Raw genomic sequence first — 21,686 nt, forward strand, 5'->3', positions numbered from 1 at the left:
GGCTACCACGGTCTGAGTGATGAATCAGACCAGGCGGTGGTCGTTTATTGCTGACAGCCTTCCACAATGCTTTTGCTGTCAAGGCTTGTGTCATGCGTTCTCCCATGGCATAGCCGACAATCTCGCAAGTATAGACATCCTTGATTCCTGCCAGATAAAGCCAGCCTTCTCCAGTGCTGATATAGGTGATATCGGTCACCCATACTTCATTTGGACTGCGTGGAGTAAATGTTTGGTTCAGCAGGTTTTCTGCAACTGGAAATTGATGATTCGAGTTGGTTGTCGCCTTAAATTTCTGCTTCTGTTTGCAACGTAGTGCTAGCACCCGGCGCAATCGAATAATACGGTCACGACCCGCTTTAAACCCTTGCGCTGCCAGCTCCGGTTGCATACGCAGGGGACCATAAGTCTCCCGGCTTTGCTTGTGAACCGCTGTGATGGCCAGCTTGAGACGTTCATCCGCCTTGGCACGTTCCGACGGGATACTGTTGAGCCAGGCATAGAAACCACTGCGTGAGACGCCAAAGCTGCGGCACAAGCTGGCAACGGGATAATCGAGTCGCATGGTCTTCATGAACGCGTATTTGGCAGCGACTCCTGCGCAAAGTACGCTGCCGCCTTTTTTACGATATCGCGCTCCATCTTTGCCTGGGCCAGCTCCTTGCGCAGTTTGGCGACTTCCGCTTCGAGTTCCGGCACCGTGCGACTTCCTGGGGCTGTCTTCTGTGTCTGTCCACTCTTGGCCGCATTCACCCAACCAACCAAAGTCCCTTTCGGAATGGCGATACGAGATGCCGCTTCCTCTAGTGTCAATCCTTGTGCCAGCACAAGTTTCACTGCTTCTTCCCGCAATTCCGGTGTATATCTCTTTTTCTGTTTCATTATTTCTCCTGATCGTTTATTTTAACAAACAGGAATGTCATAAAAAATCAGGATACCTCAGGCTTTGTTTGGTGGCTGTCTAATGATTTTCGGGCATTAGCAGCAGTAGTGTTGATATAGCGGCTTCACATAAGCTTAGGTTCTGTGCGAATGGGTGCCATTTTTCCATGTCACAAGTTGCAATGACCCGAAAAACGAATGAACGATGTTCTCTGTGCATCTGGACCGAATATTGGGCGCGTATTGGTAAGTGCTGTGCCAAGCTTAAATATGAATGCTGTCGTCTCAACTGGGATCGACTGAACGCGGAATCGATGCTCCAGGGATATTCAGATAACTTCTATGTTTATGTGAAGTTCGGGCTGGCTCACCTTTACCATTGTAGATTTGTAATACGTTGTGCCCTCTTAATGTCAGGATCTGTGTTTAATAAGAAAGCAGCTGCCCCGCCATATTCCCGTTTGAGCAGCTTACCGCCGTGAATATTGACTACTGCAAACTTGAAAGTACCCAAACAGCACACCATGGTGGGGAGATACTTCTCGCGCAGGCACCATGTTTGTTTGGAGGTATTGGCCAATTGGTCATATAGGCGATTGAGCTTGGTTTGTCTTCGTTGATGTCGCTGAATTGAAGCTTAGAACATGCAATATGTATAGTCATACGGATGTCGTGTCCCTTGGGCCAAACGTAGCAATATCAGCAGAAGGGAAAAGTCAGCGGAATGTAGTTCATTGAATTGACACTGCGCACTGTGAGGCTCTTTCTCGAAAAGCTTGTGCGCAAGTGTTGGTATTTTTCCGGCTAGAAAGCTGCTGAATCGAACTTCTGAGTCAATGCCCATAGGCTTTTAGACGTGGCCATGCAGCACAGGTTCTGTGCTGCATGGTGCTAGACGCGTACCAGCTCTTTTGTATTTGCAAAATATTGGATGTCGTTTTTAGATGGTCCCGTTTCTCAATCCCGCTACTGCGGTGCTGATCCACGACGCCAAGCATTCCAGGGGCGCAACGAACCACGCAGCAGTTTTGTCACATGTTTTCCCCTCTTGCTGTAAGTTTCCTATCAATTTGGTGATTTGTTACTTCTCATAAGCGGGAACCGTTGGTAAAGATCTAAACACTCTGGTGGATCAGCACTGGGGAAGCTATAGTGCGTCAGGGTAACAATTCATACATTACAAGGCATCTGACATGAATATTAGCGGGTGTGGCGCTTTGTTCTTTTGAGCGGGATTCAACAGTGCTGATAAATTGTTCATCCCACAATCGCTATGGATTATGGCTGCTGCCTGGCAGCCACTGTCTACTTTGTGAGCTTGCTTATTTCATTGGTACCGGGTGACTTTGGGTCCGGGTCATTTTAGTGAGCATGTGCACCGGTTGCTATTGATGTATGAAACTTACTTCCAACGCACATTCTTCATTTTTTGCCTATTTTGCATCGTTGTTTCCATTGCCTTCAAATTGTTCAGACTCCAAATTAATCGGGCTAACAAGTATTATGTTCCATGAGTATTAGGCTTAAACATGTGTGGCGGTGAATATATCTGTCGTTACATGTGCTTTGCATCTGAATAACCAATATTTCAGTACCATGCACCATCGTTCTTCTTTGGGTAATTATGAGCCAACGAAATGGCGCTATTATTCTAGTAGAATAATCTAGGATGTGTTGACATATCTTTTAGTTAAGTGAATGGTTGAGAAACCTCTTCTGGTTAGGCGTGCGGAGCACTGCTTGGAGAGCCAAGTGAGCGACACACAACAAGGCCAGGCGAGGTTTCTGGCCCATGCCCTCCAAGTGCCGCATAGGCGGCACCACCATACCACACGCTGGACTGCAGGGTTTGGAAGAATCTGCGTCGTGTCAGGGGCACCAGTCCTGACCGCACCACAGGCCTTGCCAGGCCGCGATATGGCGTGAACACTTTGTCTAAAAGATATGTCAACACGCCCTAGTTATCAAAGCCGAAGAAAATTAATGCGTGATTACTTGCATAGGTCGTTCAACAAATATCATCGAAGGTATGCCGCTGGCATCACATGCCGCGATAGGGAATCAAAAAAATAGACAATAGGCATAGCGACAGCCTGCCGTATATAGGCAGCTAACCACGTTTAGAACTGTCATGAAAGCATCGAATTTTCGTTAAGTGGCGCTAAACGGTTTGGTAGAAACGTAGTCAGGATCGCCAGTGTAATTACCCCAAACTCAGTGCTACGACCATGGTTTCACGCGGAATCACAAGTTGGGACACTGCCTCTATCCCTAAATATAGTTTTAACTAGGAGGCAGAGCCGAAAGGCTGCTGATCAGAGATGAACCATCGTGCCTACCTTGGCTTTACGATGAGTCAGGCCTGGTCCAAGGGTTCTAATTTTACTTAGTGGATGGTAGTTACATCTTCGACTTTTTTAATTTACCGGACGAACATAGATGTTGACAGCGGACGTTATGATTAACTTCTTACTAGTGAAATGCTGCAATACATATAACTTGGGAAATGTAAGAAAGTGGCATGAGCAACGGAAGATGAAAAATATAAAAACAATATTGTATCCCTCCTCACGCATTTTATAGAACTAGTAGATTCAGGTGAGTATAGGAATGAAATTATACTGCTGGAGGTAATCGCACAGAAGTTTCAACATGGAACGCAACACTAGAACAATATAATTTTGTTTGAGCAGTCTACCAAACGATTCGACGCTTTGAATGAGAGACGGGTTTTATTAAGGTTTGGCTGCTGACATATATTCACGGGAGATTTGATATTCCATGTGATACGCGACCCGAAACAGAAGCATTCCAGTACCAGGTTAGTTACTCTGAATAGTTGGGCCAATTCACATAAAGCGACAACTTTTTCTGCGGCCGCAGAAAAAGTCGGAACCAAGACCGCTTGAAATTATTCTACTAGAATAATTTTGAAAATTGAGTTTTGAACTATACGGTGACTACCAATGATATAGACCAACAAAGAAGTGAAAATAGTTTTTAGATCAAAATTTATTCTACTAGAATAAATCGAATAAAAAACCACTAAGAGAAATTGATAAAAAGAGCGAAAGCTCTTTTTTTATGCTGCCATCTTGAAAGGTTCATATCCCAACCTTGATAACATATCACAGCAAATAGGAATGGGGATGGCCCTGTTCAGTTTAAGGTTTGCTTGGATCATTATTTCCTCGTTTTGAAAGGCGCGGAAACAATGCATTCGACGGGAGCGATTGTTCCCGAGGGTATTTTGTGGAGTTGGTGCCGGTAAACGGCGGTGAAAAGCTTAAGCGTCAGCCCATCAATAGATGGCTATAGATGAACGGTGACCTCTTAATGAGGAGGAGGGGATGTTGCGAGGACGTTAATACCATCCAAATCAGAGGGATGGGTATTCTTCGACATTTGCTTTAGGAGGCTACTTGTGAACTTCATGCCTTTCAAGGCTTAAAAATAATAACATTGTTTTTATTGGACGTGCAAGTATTGACCAGATAGCTATTACGAACTGGACGTTAACAGGCACTTACATGCCTTCTAGTCGCCATGGGATTTACGGATATGCACCTGGTCGCGATTTTCTTTGTGACGAAGCTTTTCCTCATCATGCAGATATTTCGAGGTAGTAGCGATTGAGTTGTGCCGCGCATTCGCCTTAATCGTCACGATGTTCATACCGGCTTGTGCCTGGTGGGTGAGGGCGGTATGCCGCATCCAATGTGTAGAGGCGTCACGTAACCGTGCTGAAATATCAAACTGTTCCCGGATATCAGCCTCGGCCGCTGCCTTGCGCATGGTTTTGGTTACTGTCCGGTAAATAACACTGTCACTAAGCCGTTCTTCACTTGGTCCATTGCTACGGAAGAACAGTGCTATTTTTTCTCCAGGGGAGGGCAGGGGACTTAGTCCGTTCAATATTCTGTATCGCTTAATCCAGCCCAGCAGTTCTGGCGTAATCGGGATTTCTCCTTCTTTATCACCTTTACCTACGACGTGCCACCACCAGTAACCATCATCATCCTGACGTAGATCACCCATGGTCGCCTGTGCCACGTCTGAGAGCCTCGCAGCAGTGACATACAGCAGGCTGAAGAGCATTTGAATACGCAGTTTGTCGCGTTGCTGCCTGTCGGTCATTTCCGGCCAGGTTTCCAGCCAATCCCAAAAGAATTCCCAGGTGGTCATTGGCAAATAACGGCTAGGGCGTTTGATTTGACTTGATCTTTTCTGGCGGACGATGGCCAGCGGGTTGCCGGCAAGATACCTGGCGTTGACCAACCAGATCATCATGGCGTTTAAGATGACCTTTGCTTGTTTGATACTGCTTGGCTTGAGGGGGGCACGCAGGGGAGCCCATTCTGGTGATTCTCTTTCTACTCTGGCCGTGCTTACCCAGTGCGTCGGTGGATTGGCCAGGAATTTGAAGTAGTCCTCAAAATCATCTGTCACCAGGCTGGATAAGGGTTTTTTTTGTTCCAGGACTGCCCACAGTAGCAGGCGCAGCGCTTCCTTTTCATAGGCACGATAGGTATGTGATTCCGCATCAAAATTCCGTAACCAGGCTTTGATGGCTTCTGAATCGTTACTTGCGGTAATCCATGGTGTCAACGTTGCCCGGTTGATGCCTGATGTTCCGTCGAGGGTGGACGCGGGGGCATTTTCCAGTTTGCTTAGGGCAAAGAAGGGCTCGGGAGTAGCGGATTTGTCGATGTCAGGCATAGGTTTGGTCAATTCGTTTGCTCGGCCATAAAGTGGGTCTCAGTCACGATGCACCGCCATGTTTCTCCTGCCAGGCCGCAAACTCCAGAGGTCTGAGACCAAAACGAACAGCATTGCCGGCATGCAGGGTTTTGAATTCTGCCAGCGCCAGTTCGGTAAAATGATCCTTGTCCGCTTCTGCAACCTGAGCAGGTATTTTTGCACGTACGACGATTTCTGTGGCAAATGCATCGCTGCGAACGATGGCGGCAACAAGCTCTGCCAACGCTTGGCGGTAGCGCAGGCGAAAGATATCTGGTGGAACCAGGTTTTGTTTCACGGCGACATATTGCTGACAGGAACGTTCATATGCCCATACAAAAACATCGAGCAAAAGGTCGATGCGATTAAGTTCATACACCCCAAGCATGGCATCGACATAGGCTTGCTGCGGCACATCGATAAAGGACAGAGGACACAGGTTGTGGCGGATGAAAGGAATATTGGCTGCCAGCCTTGAGACTCGTTTATTAACGTCTTCAAAGGGCTGCAGATAGGGTAGGTGGACCATCAGGAAAAATGCTTGCTCGAACGGATCTTGTATCTCCGCAGCCATCTTGATGACGATGCCAAATAATTCTTCCAGTCGCTGCGGCAAGGCGACAGGCAAATACACGCTGCCGCCTATTTCTACGGCGCGGCTACGGATACGGCCGCAAGCCGAAGGATCAGCCATTAATCCATCCGACAAGAAAGCATGCAAGGCAATAATCGTGTCCGTATTGAGTTGTGCATGCTCTGGATTGCACACCAGATATTCGATGGCCTCTTTGTGGTTCAGGATCATCTGAGTTTCAAATGCATTCTTACCTTCGGCGGCCTGGCCGAATTCGATCAGCCGTTCTGTATCGAGACGGCTGTAGGTGTTCCCTTCGAGTTGTGAAGAGGCCCATGACAGATCGATTAGCAAGCGATTCAGCACGTCACGGGCGAAAGTGCCAGCGGGGGCCTGTTCAGCTGGTGAACGTCCCAGCTTGTGTAGTTGTTCGCGCAGGCCCAGGGGGACGTAAGCTGTCAGGTTGGGGTGGTACTGTTCAAGAAATTCAAGTTTGTAGCCAACCGGTGTACGTAAGTGACGCGACTGACGCACGAAGGCTTTAATCTTTTCGCTTTCTGGAGAAGTGGGTACATACATCTCTGAAGATGCCTTGCCTGCCGTCGTGACCTGGTTGTCGTTTGATGCTTCTGGCACCATTTGGCGGCGCATATAGCGTAGTGCACGACTTCCACCGCTAGATTGGATGCGGCCTTGGTCTATGAGGAGAGCCAGCCTGCGCTGTAAGGTGCGGCGTGGGATTTGATCACTGAGGGCTTGTAAGAGGGCGTCCATGCCAATACCGTTGTCGTGCAAGGAAATCAGCTCAACCAGGTGATCTAACTCTTGGGGGAGGGTGGGTTTTGGCATTTTGGGGTTGGCATAGTGCTGTTCATGCCATTATCGCGCCAAATAAAGTGGCGCGCAAATTAATTTGTGCCATTTTATGTGCCAGATTGGTGGCCAGAAATGTCAAAGTGACATATTTGTGATGCCCGAGCAGATGAAACTCTCGCGCTTGCGTTGCATCATCACTTTCATGGAGAACGTGAGCCACGTTCCCTGCATTCAGACATTCAGATTATAGTGTTAAGAGATTATGTTTTTTTATAGTTGATAAACTGCTGTTTCTGCTCAAAGGCGCTTTCGTTAAGCGTATTTACACAGTGACATATCGATGAAGAAGTTTGTTTGCGTGCTGGAATGGTTTCTAGATTTTTGTGAGGTCTAGGCGGAGCTGTTAATTTGACTCCTACATTTACTAAAGTATTGGATTTTTCCTTAATAACTGGCGCTAATGCTATTAAAATAACATGTAAATATTCTAGCGAAAATGCGCTAATAGATCTAAATTAAATGCATTATGGCTCAGAAAATTTCTACTTTATTACCCAACTCTGACAAGTTGTTGCAGCAATTTGGAGAGCGTCTGCGTTTAGCGCGGCTACGCCGTGGCTTATCAGCTAAACAAGTTTGTGAGCGTGCGGGAATGGCACCTATGACATTGCGTAGTGTAGAGCGAGGTGGCTCAGGCGTTACCATAGGCGCATATCTGGCAGTAATGCAGGTGCTTGGAATTGAGCAAGATCTAAGCTTGCTTGGACAAGTCGATGCCATAGGACGATCATTACAGGATTCACGCCTTCCTGCACCACGGGTAGCTGGTGTGCGTAGTAGGACATTAATAGGAGAGAACCGTGAGGTCACCTTTGGGCCTGACTATGAAGAAATGAAGCGCCTGGCGGCTTCCGATAGCGCATTGGACAAGCCGCGTAAATCCCAAGAAACCAGCGTTACCAACAAAGATCATACGAATTGGGCAAATGAAGGTAAATTCATTAGTTCTAGTGCGCTATCCAACTTGATCGCTTCACCTAAAAAAGAAAAATAGAGATGGCTCAACAACGGATCGCGGTATATGGAGATTGGGAAGGTTCGGAAAAGCCGCTACGCCTTGGTTTCCTGAATACCCGTCGAAGTGGTAGCCAAGAACTCTTCGAGTTTTAGTTCGATGACGAGGCCCTTACACACCCAACGCTTGTGAATGTTCAACGTGACCCACGTTTACAAGCCTTCACAGGCCCTCTATATCCGCCAGAAGGTCGATCCAGACATGCAGTTTTTCTGGCGCAAGTCCTGATCGTTGGGGGCGTTTCCTAATGCACCGTCGTTTAGAGCACGATAAACGCGCCGGAACCGTTGTGCAGTCGACTAAACTCTATGAGTCCGATTATTTGGAGCGTGAACGTGAGCAATATCGGGTTACTACAATCAAAGACAGGGGGCTAGTTGCTATTGATACCATCAAAGCAATAACAAAGTCATATATATGCATCTATACTCATGATATGATGCATACATGCGACTAAAATATCACACTTCCTTAAGTGCCGAAGCAAGCTTTCAGAGGCTAGGGGAGAGAATACGGGCTGCGCGCAAACATAAGCGACTTACCCTTAATGACCTCGAGAACAGATGCGGCGTTCACAGGACGACACTATCCCGACTTGAGGCCGGCGATCCCAGTGTGAGTTTTGCAGTTTTATTGGCGGTCCTGGAGGCTTTAGGTTTCCTGTCAGATATTGAGGCGGTAATCAGCAGTCCAGCTAAGGCAATTCCTGCCGCTAAGAAAATTCCGGAACTTGATAGAAACTTCTAACCTTCATTAGCCATCTATGACTGAATGCACGGTCTTCGTTTGTAAGGATCCAAACAATCCTGTCGCTGCTGCGAAATTTGGTCTTGACGAAGATGGGCAGGGCCATTTTGTTTATGGAGCTCGGTTTACGAGTTCGACGGATGATGCTTTCTCGTTCGATCCAATCAATTTACCCTTGACTACGCAAAGGTTGATGGTACCTGTGCATCGAGACGGATCATTTGGTGTTCTTTCAGATGCAGGTCCAAACACATGGGGGCAACGCCTGACGATTAGTATTTGCAAGCAAGCGAAGAAACCCGTTCCTATCACTCCAGTCGACTGGGTACTCTCATCATTTCATTATGGAGCTGGCTGCTTTGCATTTTCACGATCACCAAATGAAGCCCCCAGTCCCACAATCATCCCAGTTTCTTTGGATGAACTCGATGCACGATTTATAAAAGCAATCGACAATCTCGACAAAGAAATAGATCCATACATCCTACGCCTTGTGTTGCCAGGCGCAAGCCTGGGTGGCGTTCGTCCGAAGACTGTGGTCATGCATGACGGCTACGAGCATATAGCTAAATTCAACAAGCAAGATGATTTGTTCGATGTATCAACGGTCGAATATGCGTCCATGCGTCTTGCGTATCTGGCAAAAATTGAAGTTCCTGATTTTGAACAACTTGTTATTGCCGGGAGACCTGCGTTACTTGTGAAACGGTTTGATCGCACTGACAACGGGCATCGAATTCATTACATTAGTGCTCACAGTCTTCTTAATATTGGAGCTCTCTCCAATGATCAACGTGAATATCAGACCAATTTTTCATACGCTGGAATTGCGGAGATAACGCGTCCATTCAATCCGTTTGCAGTTGCTGACTCACATGAATTATTTCGCCGCATGGTGTTTAATATTTTGATCGGCAACGTGGACGATCATCTGCGCAATCATGGCTTTCTCATGGCTGAGAACAATCAATATCGGCTTTCACCTGCCTTCGATTTGCTCCCACATATTGGCGCATCCTACATGCCACAGTCCATTGGTGTTGGGGCGTTTGGTGCAGCAAGTACAATGATGAATGCATTGTCCCAATGCCGCCGCTTTTTCCTTGAGGATAAAACGGCCAAAGAGATCATTTCCGAGGTCAAAGAAGCAGTGTCAAACTGGAGGCAGATATTTAGAGAATCTGGTGTGTCGGAAAACGATATTCATTTGCTCGCTAGTTGTTTTACCGCAGCTGACGCAGCAGAGACGGCATCGAATATTTCCAGAGGGTCTTAGGTAGTAAGGGCCAGTTAGCGAGCAACGGTGCCAAGGAGATGTCATTCACTTACCAATTTTATGCGATGGCGGGAATGGTTCGTCCAGTATGAGGGGGCGATATCCCATCGCAGGAAAATTTCGCCTTCTGATCAATAACGTGACAGAAGCACTTCGGCTTAAACACCTAGTAATGTTAATTTATGCTGGGTTTCTAATCAATTTGAAACTGCAATGAGTTTGCACGCAATTGAACACTGTTAAATTTGATGTTAACGCAGAACGGTTTTTCAGTTCTGCGGTAGCTAGTCGGTTAATTTAATTCGCTAGTCCTCATTCAAATTCCAGCGATATTCTATATAGGCCCATGCCCTTTCTGGTTTTCCATCCTTTCTGGTTGGTGCAAACCTGCACTTACCAATGCCATCTAATGCTGCTGAGTCAAGTATCCTAAACCCGCTCGACGCATAAATTTTCTTATCAACTACACTTCCATCAAGATCAATTAGTAGTTGCATGCGAGTTATTCCGGTTGCGTTATCAGAAACCGCTTCAGGCGGGTAAGTTATATGGCAATCTTTGCTGTTCGCACGAAGTGCCCGTATCTGCGTCTTTGGAAATACTGGAGAATCAGGCTTCATTGCTTGGTTGGATTTAGGCGATAACTGCTCATCAGTAGCAGCAAAACTATCAGCACAAGCGCACAGAAAGGTAACGGTTAGTAAAATTTTCTTCATTTTCTTGCAATTTCGAAAAGAAATCTTCTCGGCTAAAATGTTGAGGGGCGATCAGTTTAATGGTGCCTTTTAATATTGCTGTGTTTATTTTGCCGCCTTCATAAAAAACTCGAAAAAGCATGTTAATGACATTATGACAACCGTGAAACATTCACTTCTATTATTTTCTCTTTCTAAACCGCCAGAAAGCCTTGCCAGATAAAAATTCCTCCTAAACTCTGAATCTATTATCGCGAAAATGTTGCACGCAGTCGCTCGATACAAAAGAAAGACGAAGTTCTGCCCAAGGAATTCGCATTAATTCTTGATTGATAAATTTTCTTTATTGCAACTCAACACCTATATCCGCATCTGGACAACCCGTAAGTTTTGGTGTGCTTGTTGGCTGGCTACCGCTAGGTGCGTGTCGTTATGAACGAAATGGCAGACATGCCAGACGGCATCCGATGTTTGGCAAACATACCTGCCAGTTCCATCGGGATTCAAGCATAGTGAGGGGAAGTGCATGGATAGTCCTTCTCCTGAGCACTTTGCGACTGCTTCTTTCATGGCCCAACTGGCGAGAAAACGCTGTTCTGTGGTTAGATTGGATGGTGGGAGTTCGTCTTTAGGGTGGGCGATTTGAGTGAGCAATTTGCCGTAATCCAGATCTCTAGCCTGTTCTATGTCTATGCCAACTTGAAGATCGGCACTGAAAGCGAGGGCTACCCAGTCGCCACTATGGGATATGTTGAAATGCATTTTCCCATCGGCCAGATAGGGCTTGCCTGCCTGGCCGGTGTGGAACTCAAGCCTGGCAGGAGCCTGATCTGTCAGACATGCAAGGATCTGTCGCTTCAGGCTGTGCGCTAACAAGTGACGTTGACGGTCTGGTTCAAAGACGTAGGCATGATATCTGGCCTGTTCCGCTCGACTCAGCATATCCAAAGAGCATGTCTCAGCCAAATGGCGCTGTGCCAGTATGACGAGTATTTCTTTTTCTGCCAGCTTGAGAGTGGGGACAAGCTGGCCAATTGTGAATACGCTTATTGGCACAGCACAGCCTCGTTGATTTGGTTTTCACTGGCTCGGAGTGCATCTGCCAGCCAGCTTAATAACTCAACACGGCGTTTGCGCAAAAAAAAGTGACCGCCATCTACCATGCGCCAGTCAAAGCCGGCAGCGGCGTGACGTCCCCAGCGCCGAGCTTCTTCCACGGTGACGAGGTGATCATCGCTGGCTGCGACCATGACTATGGGGGAATTGATCTTGTCATCATTTGATGCGGTATAGCCTTCGGCCAGTGCGCTGTCATTGCGCAATATGGGCATGATGGTGCGCATCATTTCAGCGTCTGCCATGATTTCTGTGGGTGTACCACCGAGGTGTCTTACTTCGCCAGCAAAGTCATGGTCGTTGTAGTCGGATACGCGGCGCTTTAATGGCAGGCTGGGAGCAGGACAGGCCATGAGGAATAACAGTGCTGGTTTTCTTCCCATATGCTCAAAGCGGCGTGCTACTTCAAAGGCAATTTTACATCCTAGGCTACATCCCATTAGAGCCCATGGCAAGTGGGCGTAGGGGGCAATGGCTGCGGTAATCTGGTCCACCATGACATCCATGTCGTTAATGGCAGCTTCTGTCAGGCGGCTTTCGCGGCCAGGTAACTGCAAGGGACATACGCGCCAGGCAGCCTCAGTATTGCAGGAGGCCAGTTGCCATTGGCGATATACGGATGCACCGCCACCAGCATATGGCAGAGCGAACACGTTATAACCTTTGATAGCATCAGGGGCCGTGAACGGGAACCATGCGGACACTGACGGTGTAGTAGTCGCCGGATTTTCCAGTTGATCAAGTCTGGCAGAGCGCTCAGCCAGTTGTGCTGCAATCTCGTGGCTGACTTTGCCAGCTGGAGCGTTGGCACGACGAAAATGAAAGATATGATAATCAGCTCGTCCATCCTGCAATGCATGAAACAGACCGGATTCGGGCTGTGCCAGGTAGCGTTCGAGTTCAGCCCGCAAACCAGGTTTGTCGAGGGCATCGAGTGCCTTGTCCAGCCTTGTCCATAAACCCGACGGGCTGGCAGTTCTGGCAGCACATACTTGCTTTCTGACCGAGCGTTCGCGCTCCAACACGAAACCGATTTCCAGCAATGCCTGGCGTATAGCTTCCAGATTATCGGCTGCGAGCACGTCTGCGTAACAAAAACGGCCACCGGGTTTGAGTACGCGATAAGCATGGGCAAAAAAGGCGGGCAGATCGGGATAGGCACCGGATGACTCCAGATTCAATAAAACGTCCACGCTCTGGTCTACATACGGTAAACGGCAAGCATCTGCTACCTGGAAACGCAGACGGGCATGCTGGTGGCGTTTGCGACAGTAAGCAATATTGGCTGCACTGAGGTCGGCGCCAGCCAGATTGGCATCAGGATATAAGCGCGCCAACAGGGCCAGTGCACCGCCACGACCGCAACCTACGTCCAGCACACGCTTGCCTGCCAATTGGGTATCACCAAGCACTTCCAGTATCAGACGTGCTTGTGCCATGCCGGTTTCTCCTGCTGACAATGCGTTTGATGCCCAGTCTGGCAAGCCGGTTTGCGGTGCATAGCCCCAGTTTAAGTAAAGCGCATGCTCTGCCAGACCGGCATTTTCCAGCACTTCTGCCAGGCCCGCATACGCCTGGCGATTGCGGTCCAGCGTCGCTGATGATGATGGTCGTGGAGGTTGTATTGCAGCTTGGTTCATGACTGGTACTCCTTTGCGTAGCTCACAGGGTCAGGGTAGGGCGGCGGCGGCGGTGAGCAGCTAGTCATCTTTGCCGGGCCGACCGCGCGCATGATGCCCAGCCAGGCAGCACCATGGGCTTGCCACCACTGGTCTTGATGAACCGGAGCGTCATCCTGTATCAACTCATCGAGCGCTGCATGGATCGCAAGGGGGAAGTCATGCGCAGCGGCTTCAGTCAGACTTGGGCCATGTGGCTTGCCAAATATCTTCGCGGTTGGCTGGTGGTTGAAGCGACTTTCTGCAAACTGATCCGCAACCAGGAGGTAAGAAGATTGGGCATCATCTCGTTCATAGTCCGGTGCATAGATGGGGTGGCTCCAGACTACCGGCCCATAACTATTGGCCAGCAAGACATTACCTTCAGGGCCACCTATGGCTATTTTATGCATCACCAGACTATGGTGATCAGGATCATGTGGGTCCAGCCAGGTTTGCAGGTTCAGTGAAAATGGCACACCACCTATAAGCCCCTGTATCGCACGGAAGGGCCATGGCGCGGCGTAATCTGCAAGTGCCCCCTGCATTACAAGTGGTTCTGAACAAGCAAAAGGTGTGGATTTACCCAAGGCCCGGCAAACAATATCCAGGCTTGAATACAGCAGTTGCAAGCTCGTCGTTATTTCTATGAAAGCGGGTGGGCGTTCTGAGGCACTGCGCCTTGCATAGTCAATAAAGCGTTTGCCAGCAGGCAGATGTGGATAAAAAGTATTGACGTGGTAGCGTTTGCCCTGTTGTGCTGCCAGAGCACGCAGGCGCACGATATCAGTCGGGTGCACGGGATGTTCTTGCAATACATGTATGCCTTTTGACAGCAGCGAACGTGCCAGTGAGGAACCATCGCCACCGACGATGGCACTGCGCACCACTACGCAGGCTATGTCTATATTGCTGGGCAATTGTGCAACATCGGTATACAGCGGCACCGCTAGTTTGGCAGCCAGTGCCCGTGAGCGGGCGCTACCTCTTGCCACAATGCCAGCCAGCCGATAACGTGGCAGCTGTGCTGGCCGGACAGACCACAGGTGTTCGGCACAGGTAAGAGCCGCCAGGTAATGCTCACCAAACCGGGTGCCGCAGACGACGATGTTGAGGATATCAGCCACGTGGCGCCTCTTTGTTCGCTATCAGCAAGCTTTGTGGCCTGGTGTTCCATTCGGCTGGTGATGTGGCTAATGTCTGCAGGATAGTGCCCAGATGGCGCATCAGGGTACTACCCAGTTCCTTGGATATCAAGCCAGTATGCAAGTCGATGTTATATAGCAGCGCACTTTCTTCTTCCAAAACCTGGAAGTGCAGTGCGGTTCCAGGTTGCGTTGCGATTTCATAGGCTGGCATACCCAGCAAAGGGTCTGATGTTTCAGGAATGGCATAGGTAGTGCGCACACCCAGCAGACTGGTCATGGCGATAGCTGGCAAAGCCGGGCGGTCCAAGCCAGCTGTCTGATAAGCAGCCAACACACTGGCACCATCCAGCAAATCAACTGCCAGCCTTTGCTGAATTCCTTCAGCGCATGCTTGTGCCAAAGCCATGAAACTGACGACATTGGTATGGCAAGCAATCACGGCGCTGTCAACGGCATCGAGCATGATATTGCCTATCTGTGCATGCAGGGGCTTGCGGTCAGGGTAATCGAGTCGCAGAATGAAGTCGGGGCTTTCTGAGCATGCGGCAATAGCAGTGGCATAGGCTGCCAGCATGACAGCTGTTCCAGTTAGACCCGCTTTCGCGCCAGTTGCCTTTAATGCTAGCCAACTGGCGCGGGGCAGGGCTTCACGCCATACTGCTATCTGGTTGCCAGATAGCTCCTTTGCGCCAGCTTTTACTAGTGATGGCGCGCGTGGTAGTTGAGAAAGCAGCTTGCCATATGTCGACAGCTGTTTTGCATGAACCGTGGTCGTAGCCAAGGCTTGTTCACATGCATAATAATCACTGGCGCTGAATTGTAGCGAAGGCAGGCGTCGCTGCGGATCAAGGACCCACAAATGCAGTTCGCGCAGCATGATGCGGAAGCTTTCTATGTCTGTCAGCGTGGTATCTATGCGTAAATGTATGCGCAGGATATCCTTATTTTCCAGATTAATTTTGCTAGCGCGCCAGTCGAAATGCGGCCAAACCGCGAGATCGCTGACTGCATTTGTCACCTCTTCACGAAGGGCTGCCAATGCTACATCTCTTTGTTGAGATGCCAGCCCATGAAAGTCATATGTCTGCACCGCGTAATGCGGTGCTTTTTCCATGACATGCAGATTTGCCTGGGCATCTACAGTCGTTCGTAGTGCAGCGTGGCGGTCCAGTAGTAACTGCCATGCACGTTCAAAACCTGCCAGATCAAAATTGCCTGGCTTATCGAATTCCACATACAACTGTTGTGGAAGATCTTTGTTACGTAGTTGCCAGCGTAGTTTGCGTAAGCCTGTCAGTGTTTGCTGCTTGTTACCTGGTCGCGGTAGTACATCACCGTTGCTTCCCAACCAGCCGCCTTCACGCTGCTCCAGTTCCATCAAAGCCTGGCGCAATCCTGATATTGCAGGGTCTTTGCTTGCTGTATCCAGATTGGGATGGAGTGCATGCACCAGTATTTTTGCCAAGGCTGCTATGCTGCCGCCCTGGAATGCCACTTCGGCAGACAGTTTGAAGCCTAGTTCCTGCTGTATGGTTTCGCTCAACTCCAAAAACAACAAAGAGTCCAATCCCATCTCGACCAATTTGGTATTTGCATCCATGTCCGCTTCACTACATTGCAACAGGCTGCTCAGGCGTCTGCGCAAATACTGCTGGGCTGCCGGCAAAGCTAAGGCAACTTCTGCTTGCAGTAAGGTCGCTAATGGATCGGCTTGGCCATCCATTTGCAGTTGCAATGCTGTAGCCAGTGTTTTGGGGGTATCGGCCTTGAATAGGGTTTCCGCTGAAACGGTCAACCCATATTTTTGTTTCAGTTGTTCGGTCAGGTCCAGCATCAGCAATGAGTCCAATCCTATTTGCACCAGTTTGCTTTCTTCATTCACTTGATCAATAGGGCAACCAAGCACGCCAGCGATATGCTGGCGCAATTGATGTAGCAGGGGCATAGCTGACTGTTCTGCCAATACCGGTTTCGACGTAATTGCAGTAGATGAGGCAGTATTCCAGCAAGCGCCAAAACGTGCTTGCTGCACAGGAGTCGCTTGTGCTGCAAAGCGTTTCCAATCGACATTGCAGGCTAGGTAAACGGAGGCATTGCCACTTATGGCACTGGTCAAAAAGGCCCAGCCCTGGGCATTGGACATGCCCAGCATGCCGCGTTCGGCCAGATAAGCTGCCAGGCCTTGGCGTTTATCGCTCTCTATTTCACGCCAGAAACCCCAGGCCAGTGCCACGGTGTCGTTGCCAGCACGGTTGCGATGCTCTGCCAGGGCTTCCAGTGTGGCATTGGCTAGTGCATGGGCACCTTGTCCTGTCGGACCAAATGCACTGGCTGCGGAAGAAAAGTAGACTGTCAGGGCGGGTTGCAATTTTGCTTCCATTGCGTGCAGGTGCAAGGCAGCACGCAACTTGGTAGACAAGCTGGCCTCCCAGTCTTGAGCTTTTACCGCGCTCAGTGGTGCATCATTGAGCACGCCTGCAAGGTGGAACACGATGCCTAGTGGTGGACCATCTGCCAGTCGTCGCAGTGCTGCTGTAATCGCTTTGGCGTCGGTGACATCGGCATGGGCGTCGATGTGAATAGCGACACCTTGGCTCCGCAGCATGTCCAGCGCCTGCCTTTCTTTGATGTCTGGTGCGCGACGTGTCAGCCAGACGAGGTCAAGAGCGCCCTTGGCAACCAGCCAGTTGGCAAGTTCCAGCCCCAACTCGCATAAACCACCTATGAGGACATGACGACCTTGGGGCAGGGGTGTCGCAGCAGGTAGGGTTGTAGGTGTCAGTTCCTGACGATATATAACTCCATCCCGAACAGCGACTACAGGTGCATGTTTTAATTGGGTATCCCTCAGCAACTGCAAGATCACTTGCACTTGTTCCTCGGCGCTGGCATCTGCTGCATCGAGTTGCGTGCAATGCAGAGTTGGCATTTCCTGACGTGCTACTGCCAGTAATCCACTCGTGCCTGCGGATGGCCAAGCAACACAAAACTCTGTCTCTGTGATTGCATAGGCTTGCGGGTTGAGGAGGAGTAGGGTTGGCACGGCTGGCAGTTTTGCCAATGTCGACATCAGATTCAACAGTGGTGTTACACCCATGGCCTCAAAGAGCGATGTAGCATTATCGAGACTTTTCACCGGGGCGGGTTTGTACACTACCGCATCAAACGCAGTATCTGAACTCAGAAGTGTATTCAGTGCTTCTTTATCCATAAGCTCAGCTACAGTTAACAGGCTGCAAGCAACATCAGCATTACTGAGTAAATGACTGAATTCAGATTGATTGTCATCGCTGATGTACAGCACACGTCGTGGCAATGGTAAGGACCGATTGGTCACAGTTACCTGCTGCCATTGCCAGCTAAACAATTCGGCATCGCCTTCGTTACACCACAAAGACGGCAGGGAAGCAGGATGGCGCAATAGATTTACTCCACGCAGATCAAGCTGCACCTGGCCTGTGGTGTCAGTCACAACAGAGCCATGTTCGATGATATGCAGGCGCAGGCTTTGTAGATTGTCGGTAGATGTGGACCAATACAGGCTGTCCATGCCAGCAAACAGGGATGCATCGTCGCTCAAAGCATCAATGACGCGGTCAAACAATGTCTGGTTGGACGGATCTAAATGCATTCCCCCAGCGGTCTGACTGTCATACCTGCGCAATGTGCGGGGACTTGACACAGCGGCAGTCAACAAAGTTTGCTGCATGCCACGTGTATCTGCTACCGTGGCATGCAAGCTCTCGCCACTATAGTGCAATGCCAATTGCAAAGGAGAGGGGGCATTGCTGATATCCAGATGCCAGCGCAGGTTTTTCAACTGGCGTCTGCTAGTTAGTGGCAACCAGGCCAATATGGCTGCCATGACTTTACCGATAGTTGGTTCTGGTATTGTCAGCAAATGGCCGATATTTGGATTGGGGACGGCAGTATTTGTCGCCGCGTTATCCTTGGCTATGCCCTGCCAACGGGCTAGCAATATCTGTTCACCCAATGCATAAGTGGGTAAGTCTTCCGCAGGCATGGCATCGGTCTGTACGAAACCGGCATCTGTCAGTGCCTGCTGCCAACGCTGGCGACTGGCAAACAATTCGCCATCACGTTGCTCACTGTCGGATAACGCAGGAACCAAAGGACCAAAGACAAAGTCGAACAGTTTTTTTTGTGTGGTTATTTCGCGCATCATCAGCACGCCATCCGGAGCCAGTACAGTAGCCAGGTTGGCCAGCATGACTCGCAGATCAGGTGCATTGTGCAATACATTGGCCGCTACGATCAGGTCATAACTGCCAGCTTTCAAACCTTGTGTAATAGCTGGGCCATTCATGTCAAAACTCTGGTACTGCATGAATGGATATGCTGCAAATTTCTTGCGTGCCTTTTGCAGGAATAGTGGTCCTAGATCAGTAAAGGTATACAACCCGCAAGCGCCGGGAGGCAATTGCGCGAGTATGTCGCGCGTCGTGCCACCAGTGCCGCCACCCACTTCCAGTATGCGCAGCGGCCGTCCATGTGCTTTCGCCAAGCCCGCGACCGTAGCTGCGGCGATACTGTTCAGGTAAACAGAATATGGTTGGTCCTGATACATATGCTCAACATCGTCAGTGGCAGCACCTGGGAAAACGATACTGACTGCGTCCACTTTTTCAGTCAGCATATCTGCCAGACGCGGGCCTGTACGCTCAACCAGATCAGCCAGTTGCTGATAACCCAGTTCACGCATCAGCACCAGCCAGGAACTTGGATCTGGCCAGTCTGTGCGCAGATGGCGATAACTGAACTGTCCGCCTTCACCACGCCTTTCCAGCAGATCAGCATCAGCAAGATCGCGCAACAGACGTGCAAACAACTGATGGAAGCGGATTGGTGCGCCCGTGGCTTGCAGGCAAGCTTCTACGTCCATCCAGTCATCATTGTTATTAAATATGCCCAGTGTCGCAAATGCCTGGCCGACATAAGCGGCATGTAGGGCGTCAACACCTTCGTTTTCACGTGGCAGGCCTGACAAATCCAGATCAGCGGCCAATACTGCCGCGCATTGATGACCTGCATCGCGCATGGCTTGCCATGTCGTATGATCGTCCTTGCCTATTGCTACCGGACTGGGGCCAGGTTTGGTATACCAGCAACGCTCACCTTCAAAAGGGCAAGTTGGCAACAGGGCACGTGCAACTGGGCGTATGGAGCAAACAAGATGCTGTTCCCAGGATGGGTGTTCAGCACTAGCCTGCGTCGCAACAAAATCAAGCAGGGCCTGCCCATCATTATCTGATTGCAGCGCATTGGCGATCCAGGCATGGGTCCGGTGGTGTTGAAGTTTTCTGGTTTTTGTATCGTCGCCGTCGATGAAGGCATACAGCAAACTGATGAGGCTGTCGGCATCATTGGCCAGCAGTGCCAGGCGATATGGATAGACGCTGCGATGATGGACGCTGGTAGCACAATAATCCGCCAGCGACTGGTCGGCAGTCCATTCACACAGACGCCATGCATGGCGCTGTGCCAGTGTTTTCAAGGCAGCTTCACTGCGGGCGCTGAGCAGCAAGAACACTGGCGCTCCGTTTGCAGGCGTCAATGTGGCACGAGCCGGGGCTTGTTCCAGTATTGCGTGGCAATTCGTGCCACCGATTGCAAAGGCACTGACAGCGGCCCTGCGCGGACCGTGATCCAGGGGCCAGGGTAAGAGCATTTGCGGGACGAAGAAAGGGCTGTTCTCAAAATCAATGGCAGGATTTGCCTGTTCGTAGTGCAGGTTGGGTGGCACCTGGCCAAAATGCAAGGCCATCGCAGCCTTGACGAAACTGGCGACACCTGCTGCTGTGTCCAGATGGCCCAGATTGGATTTGACTGAACCCAGGGCGCAATATTGGCTGGCATTGGTATGTTTGCGCCAGGCACGGGTCAGGGCTTCCACTTCTATAGGGTCGCCTAGAGGAGTGGCCGTGCCATGAGCTTCGACTAGGCCAATGCTGGCTGGGTCTACCTCTGCCATGACCAGGGCTTCGTTGATGACACGTGCCTGGCCTTCTGGAGATGGTGCGGTATAGCCTGCCTTGCCAGCGCCATCATTATTGACAGCAGAACCACGGACAATGGCCAGTATCGGGTCACCGTCAGCAAGAGCGCGCTCCAGTGATTTCAATAAAACCACGGCGACGCCATTGCCTATCGTGGTGCCACCTGCTTCTGCGTCAAACGGGCGGCAATGGCCATCCTTGGAAAAAATCATGCCTTCTCGGTGTACATAGCCAGACTCTTGCGGAAAACCTATACCAGCACCGCCCGCCAAGACCATATCGCATTCACCGCTGGCAATCTGTTCGCAAGCCACATGTATCGCCACCAACGAACTAGAACAAGCGGTCTGCACCGTCATGCTGGGGCCAGTCAACCCAAGCTTGTAGGATACGCGGGTGGCAAGATAATCCTTGTCGTTGCCTAGCAGGCGGGCGAAAGTGGATGGTGAGGCGATTTCTTCCATTTTGTCGAAAGAAGCTGCTGGGTAGCTGCTCATTTTGCATGCACCGATCACACCTATCTTTAACTCGTCGCCTTTGGCTGTAAGCGCATCGGGCGCATATCCTGCCATTTCCAACGCTTCCCATGCGCACATCAGGAAGAGTCTTTGCTGTGGGTCTATGGATTCAGCTTCATGGCGTGAATAACCGAAGAAGCCCCAATCAAAACGGTCTGCATGTGCCACCACCGCTGCGGCTGGCACATACGCGGGGCGTTGCAGCAGGGCAGGGTCAACACCGGCGGCAGCCAATTGTTCGGCATCGAAAAAGTCGATGAGTTCTTCACCATCTGCCAGTCTGCGCCAATATTCAAAAATATCATCTGCCCGTGGCATGCGGCAGCCAGCACCGATGATGGCGACGGGCATGCTGTCACCATAGTTTGGAATTGTCGTTGAATTGATTTGATCGTTTGTATTCATAAGTATCCTTAACTTCGAT

At 49.9% G+C, this 21,686-nt stretch carries 11 protein-coding genes and 1 pseudogene; 4 read left to right on the forward strand and 8 right to left on the reverse strand.

Annotation, left to right across the window (positions count from 1 at the left end):
* Positions 1–882, reverse strand: a pseudogene (locus H8L47_RS29935) (IS3 family transposase); the annotation flags it as partial.
* A 1,752-nt stretch (positions 883–2,634) separates the two neighbouring features.
* Here H8L47_RS29935 and H8L47_RS25360 point away from each other — a divergent pair.
* The gene (locus H8L47_RS25360) at positions 2,635–2,808 is read left to right on the forward strand and encodes a hypothetical protein (RefSeq protein ID WP_186956481.1); all 174 of its coding nucleotides are present in this window, start codon (positions 2,635–2,637) and stop codon (positions 2,806–2,808) included.
* 1,611 nt (positions 2,809–4,419) lie between these two features.
* On the opposite strand, the gene H8L47_RS25365 is transcribed toward H8L47_RS25360, so the two are convergent.
* Both H8L47_RS25365 and H8L47_RS25370 read right to left on the reverse strand, forming a co-directional pair.
* Positions 4,420–5,613 (reverse strand): tyrosine-type recombinase/integrase, encoded by a 1,194-nt coding sequence (locus H8L47_RS25365; protein ID WP_186956483.1) that lies wholly within the window; start codon positions 5,611–5,613, stop codon positions 4,420–4,422.
* 31 nt (positions 5,614–5,644) lie between these two features.
* Positions 5,645–7,045 (reverse strand): Fic family protein, encoded by a 1,401-nt coding sequence (locus H8L47_RS25370; RefSeq protein ID WP_186956485.1) that lies wholly within the window; start codon positions 7,043–7,045, stop codon positions 5,645–5,647.
* Positions 7,046–7,538: 493 nt separating this feature from the next.
* Between H8L47_RS25370 and H8L47_RS25375 the strand changes: the two genes are divergently transcribed.
* The 3 genes from H8L47_RS25375 to H8L47_RS25385 all read left to right on the forward strand — a co-directional run bounded on the left by H8L47_RS25375 (position 7,539) and on the right by H8L47_RS25385 (position 10,110).
* Positions 7,539–8,066: a helix-turn-helix domain-containing protein gene (locus H8L47_RS25375; protein WP_186956487.1), complete on the forward strand. Its 528-nt coding sequence runs from the start codon at positions 7,539–7,541 to the stop codon at positions 8,064–8,066.
* A 468-nt stretch (positions 8,067–8,534) separates the two neighbouring features.
* A complete protein-coding gene (locus tag H8L47_RS25380; RefSeq protein WP_186956489.1) occupies positions 8,535–8,834 on the forward strand; it encodes a helix-turn-helix domain-containing protein in 300 nt (99 codons plus the stop codon).
* Between the two features lie 16 nt (positions 8,835–8,850).
* Complete coding sequence (locus H8L47_RS25385; protein WP_186956490.1) at positions 8,851–10,110, forward strand: type II toxin-antitoxin system HipA family toxin; 1,260 nt, start codon at positions 8,851–8,853, stop codon at positions 10,108–10,110.
* A gap of 305 nt (positions 10,111–10,415) precedes the next feature.
* Here the strand turns inward: H8L47_RS25385 and H8L47_RS25390 are convergent, their stop codons facing one another.
* The 5 genes from H8L47_RS25390 to H8L47_RS25405 form a co-directional block, all read right to left on the reverse strand.
* Positions 10,416–10,826 (reverse strand): energy transducer TonB, encoded by a 411-nt coding sequence (locus H8L47_RS25390; protein ID WP_186956492.1) that lies wholly within the window; start codon positions 10,824–10,826, stop codon positions 10,416–10,418.
* 339 nt (positions 10,827–11,165) lie between these two features.
* Entirely contained in the window at positions 11,166–11,861 is a 696-nt protein-coding gene (locus tag H8L47_RS30345; RefSeq protein WP_329605494.1) for a 4'-phosphopantetheinyl transferase family protein, read from the reverse strand.
* Positions 11,852–13,561 carry a thioesterase domain-containing protein gene (locus H8L47_RS25395; protein ID WP_230413905.1) on the reverse strand — a complete coding sequence of 570 codons (1,710 nt, stop codon included), beginning with the start codon at positions 13,559–13,561 and terminating at the stop codon, positions 11,852–11,854. Before H8L47_RS25395 ends, H8L47_RS30345 begins: the two co-directional genes overlap by 10 nt.
* Positions 13,558–14,706, reverse strand: a complete 1,149-nt coding sequence (locus H8L47_RS25400; RefSeq protein ID WP_186956495.1) for a Gfo/Idh/MocA family oxidoreductase — start codon at positions 14,704–14,706, stop codon at positions 13,558–13,560. The genes H8L47_RS25395 and H8L47_RS25400 overlap by 4 nt, the downstream gene beginning before the upstream one ends.
* Complete coding sequence (locus H8L47_RS25405; protein WP_186956497.1) at positions 14,699–21,667, reverse strand: beta-ketoacyl synthase N-terminal-like domain-containing protein; 6,969 nt, start codon at positions 21,665–21,667, stop codon at positions 14,699–14,701. Before H8L47_RS25405 ends, H8L47_RS25400 begins: the two co-directional genes overlap by 8 nt.
* Positions 21,668–21,686 lie beyond the last annotated feature (19 nt).

Origin of the sequence: Undibacterium umbellatum, assembly GCF_014284125.1 — a bacterium.
In the GTDB taxonomy this organism is placed as follows: Bacteria; Pseudomonadota; Gammaproteobacteria; order Burkholderiales; family Burkholderiaceae_D; genus Undibacterium; species Undibacterium umbellatum.

Coding starts and splice junctions, on each gene's coding strand:
- H8L47_RS25375 (WP_186956487.1), top strand. CDS start 7,539: ATGGCTCAGAAAATTTCTACTTTATTACCCAACTCTGACAAGTTGTTG.
- H8L47_RS25405 (WP_186956497.1), bottom strand. CDS start 21,667: ATGAATACAAACGATCAAATCAATTCAACGACAATTCCAAACTATGGT.
- H8L47_RS25370 (WP_186956485.1), bottom strand. CDS start 7,045: ATGCCAAAACCCACCCTCCCCCAAGAGTTAGATCACCTGGTTGAGCTG.
- H8L47_RS25380 (WP_186956489.1), top strand. CDS start 8,535: ATGCGACTAAAATATCACACTTCCTTAAGTGCCGAAGCAAGCTTTCAG.
- H8L47_RS25390 (WP_186956492.1), bottom strand. CDS start 10,826: ATGAAGAAAATTTTACTAACCGTTACCTTTCTGTGCGCTTGTGCTGAT.
- H8L47_RS25395 (WP_230413905.1), bottom strand. CDS start 13,561: ATGAACCAAGCTGCAATACAACCTCCACGACCATCATCATCAGCGACG.
- H8L47_RS25385 (WP_186956490.1), top strand. CDS start 8,851: ATGACTGAATGCACGGTCTTCGTTTGTAAGGATCCAAACAATCCTGTC.